Below are 3,017 nucleotides of genomic sequence, written 5' to 3'. Positions count from 1 at the left end.
CGGTCGCGGCGTTCACCCGGCAGATCTGGCAGCGGCTCGGCCATGCCTCCGCCAGCATCGGCACCATCGGTCTCGTCACCCCAACGCGCAGCGTGTACGGCTCGCTGACGACGCCCGACCCGATCGCGTTGCATCGCTCGCTCGACGAGATCGCGCGCGAGGGCATCACCCATCTGGCGCTGGAAGCCTCGTCGCACGGGCTCGATCAATTCCGGCTCGACGGCGTTCGCGTCGCGGCGGGCGGGTTCACCAACCTGTCGCGCGACCACATGGACTATCACCCCACCGTTGCGCACTATCTCAATGCCAAGCTGCGGCTGTTCCGCGATCTGGTGCAGGATGGCGGCGCCGCGGTGATCTCCGCCGATCACGATTGTTCGGCCGAAGTGATCGAAGCAGCGCGTGCGCGCGGCCTGCGCCTGATCACCACCGGCCGCAATGGCGATCCGGGCTCCGGCATCAAGCTGATCGATGCCGCGGTCGAAGGCTTTGCGCAGTCGCTCAATGTCGAACATGAGGGGCGGCTCTATAGCATCAAGCTGCCGCTGGTCGGCGAATTCCAGATCGAGAACGCGCTAATTGCGGCCGGCTTGGTGATCGGCACCGGCGGCGATGCGGCCGCAAGCTTCGCCGCGCTCGAACATCTCGAAGGCGCGCCGGGCCGGCTCGATCTGGTCGGCGCCCGCAACGGCGCGCCGGTGTTCGTCGACTACGCGCACAAACCCGACGCACTCGCCAAGACGCTGCAGGCGCTGCGCCCCTATGCGAAGCGCAAGCTGGTTGTGGTGTTCGGCGCCGGCGGCGATCGCGACTCCGGCAAGCGACCGCTGATGGGCGCGATCGCGGCCGAGAACGCCGACGTGGTGATTATCACCGACGACAATCCGCGCAGCGAAGATCCGGCGACCATCCGCGCCGCCATCCTCGCGGCCGCGCCCGGCGCACGCGAGATCGGCGACCGCGCCGAGGCGATCCGCACCGCGATCAGCGAATTACAGCCGGGCGATGCGCTGCTGATCGCCGGCAAGGGCCATGAAACCGGGCAGATCGTGGGCGACCGCGTGCTGCATTTCAGCGACCACGACGCCGCGAAAGCGGCGCTATCAGCGAGCGCCGCATGAGCAAACAACCGCTTTGGACCTCCGACGCGATGGCGGAGGCGATGGCCGCGACGCGCAGCGGCACGCTGCCGCGCGACGTGTTCGGGATTTCGATCGACAGCCGCACGCTGGCGCCGGGCGACGCTTACTTCGCCATCAAGGGCGATGTTCACGACGGCCACGACTTCGTCGCCGCGGCGCTGAACGCCGGCGCGGCGCTGGCGGTGGTGGAGAAGGCGCAGCGCGACAAGTTCGCTGCCGACGCGCCGCTGCTCGTCGTTGAAGATGTACTTGAAGGTCTGCGCCGGCTCGGCGTCGCGGCCCGGTCGCGCCTGTCTGCCAAAGTCATCGCGGTGACCGGTTCGGTCGGCAAAACCTCGACCAAGGAAGGCCTGCGCGGCGTGCTCAGCGCGCAGGGCGCGACCCACGCCTCGGTGGCGTCGTTCAACAATCACTGGGGTGTGCCGCTGTCGCTGGCGCGCTGCCCGGCGGACACGCGGTTTGCGGTGTTCGAGATCGGCATGAACCACGCCGGCGAGATCGAGCCGCTGGTCAAGATGGTGCGGCCGCACATCGCGATCATCACCACGGTCGAAGCGGTGCATCTCGAATTCTTCTCCGGCATTGAGGGCATCGCCGATGCCAAGTCGGAGATCTTCACCGGGCTCGAGCCGGGCGGCATCGCGGTCTTGAATCGCGATACGCCGATGTTCGACCGGCTATGCAGCAATGCGCTGCGCGCCAATGTCGGCCGCATCGTCACCTTCGGCGCCGATCCGGCCGCCGACGCGCGGCTGCTCGACGTCGCGTTGCATGCCGACTGTTCGGCCGTGCATGCCAGCGTTCTCGGCTACGACGTCACCTACAAGCTCGGCATGCCGGGCCGGCACATGGCGCTGAATTCGCTGGCGGTGCTGGCCGCCGCGGAGCTGGCCGGCGCCGACCTCGCACTTGCCGCGCTGGCGCTGTCGCAGGTGGCGCCCGCCGCCGGCCGCGGCGTCCGCAAGCCGCTGCCGGTCGGCTCCGGCGAGGCGACGCTGATCGACGAGAGCTACAACGCCAATCCGGCCTCGATGGCGGCGGCGCTCGGCGTGCTCGGCCGCGCCGAGGTCAGCGGGCAGGGGCGGCGGATCGCCGTGCTGGGCGACATGCTCGAACTCGGCCCGCGCGGCCCGGAGCTGCACCGGGGCCTGGAAGAGGCGGTGCGGGCCAATGGCATCGACCTGGTGTTCTGCTGCGGCCCGTTGATGCGCAATTTGTGGGACGCCCTTTCCTCCGGCAAACGAGGGGGCTATGCAGGCGACGCGGCCGCGCTCGAATCCCAAGTCGTCGCCGCAATCCGAGCCGGCGACGTCGTGATGGTGAAGGGGTCGCTCGGTTCGCGCATGAAAACCATTGTCACCGCGCTCGAGAAGCGCTTCCCCGGCACGACCGCACGCGACGACGCTGCGGTGTAAGGCGGCTTGAATGCTCTATTGGCTGATCGACCTCTCCAGCTCGTTTCCGGCGTTCAACGTCTTCCGCTACATCACTTTCCGCACCGGCGGCGCGATGGTGACCGGGGCGCTGTTCGTGTTCATGTTCGGCCCATGGATCATCGACAATCTGCGGCTGCGCCAGGGCAAGGGTCAGCCGATCCGCACCGACGGCCCGCAATCGCACCTGATGACCAAGAAGGGCACGCCGACGATGGGCGGCCTGATGATCCTGTCGGGACTGACGGTCGGCACCGTGCTGTGGGCCAATCCGCTCAATCCCTATGTCTGGATCGTGCTGGCGGTGACGCTCGGCTTTGGCTTCGTCGGCTTCTACGATGACTACATGAAAGTCACCAAGCAGACCCACGCCGGCATCTCCGGCCGCACCCGTCTGCTGATCGAATTCACCATCGCGGGCGCGGCGTGCTTCGCGCTGGTG

At 68.0% G+C, this 3,017-nt stretch carries 2 protein-coding genes and 1 pseudogene; all 3 read left to right on the top strand.

Going from position 1 to position 3,017, the window contains the following annotated elements; genetic code table 11:
- Nucleotides 1-1,121: UDP-N-acetylmuramoyl-L-alanyl-D-glutamate--2,6-diaminopimelate ligase (locus tag DYI24_RS24305; protein ID WP_164574144.1), on the top strand; the 1,121-nt coding region annotated here is incomplete at its 5' end.
- A complete protein-coding gene (locus DYI24_RS24300; protein ID WP_164574143.1) occupies nt 1,118-2,557 on the top strand; it encodes a UDP-N-acetylmuramoylalanyl-D-glutamyl-2,6-diaminopimelate--D-alanyl-D-alanine ligase in 1,440 nt (479 codons plus the stop codon). The genes DYI24_RS24305 and DYI24_RS24300, both read left to right, overlap by 4 nt.
- Nucleotides 2,558-2,567: 10 nt before the next feature.
- Nucleotides 2,568-3,017, top strand: a pseudogene (mraY, locus tag DYI24_RS24295) (phospho-N-acetylmuramoyl-pentapeptide-transferase); the annotation flags it as partial.

Origin of the sequence: Rhodopseudomonas sp. BR0C11 (assembly GCF_010820945.1) — a bacterium.
Classification (GTDB): domain Bacteria; phylum Pseudomonadota; class Alphaproteobacteria; order Rhizobiales; family Xanthobacteraceae; genus Rhodopseudomonas; species Rhodopseudomonas palustris_H.
Note: the sequence above shows the minus strand (reverse complement) of the source record. Positions and strands in the feature narration are given on the sequence as shown.

Excerpts from the sequence above, each read along its gene's own strand:
- DYI24_RS24300 (WP_164574143.1), top strand. The coding sequence starts at position 1,118 with ATGAGCAAACAACCGCTTTGGACCTCCGACGCGATGGCGGAGGCGATG.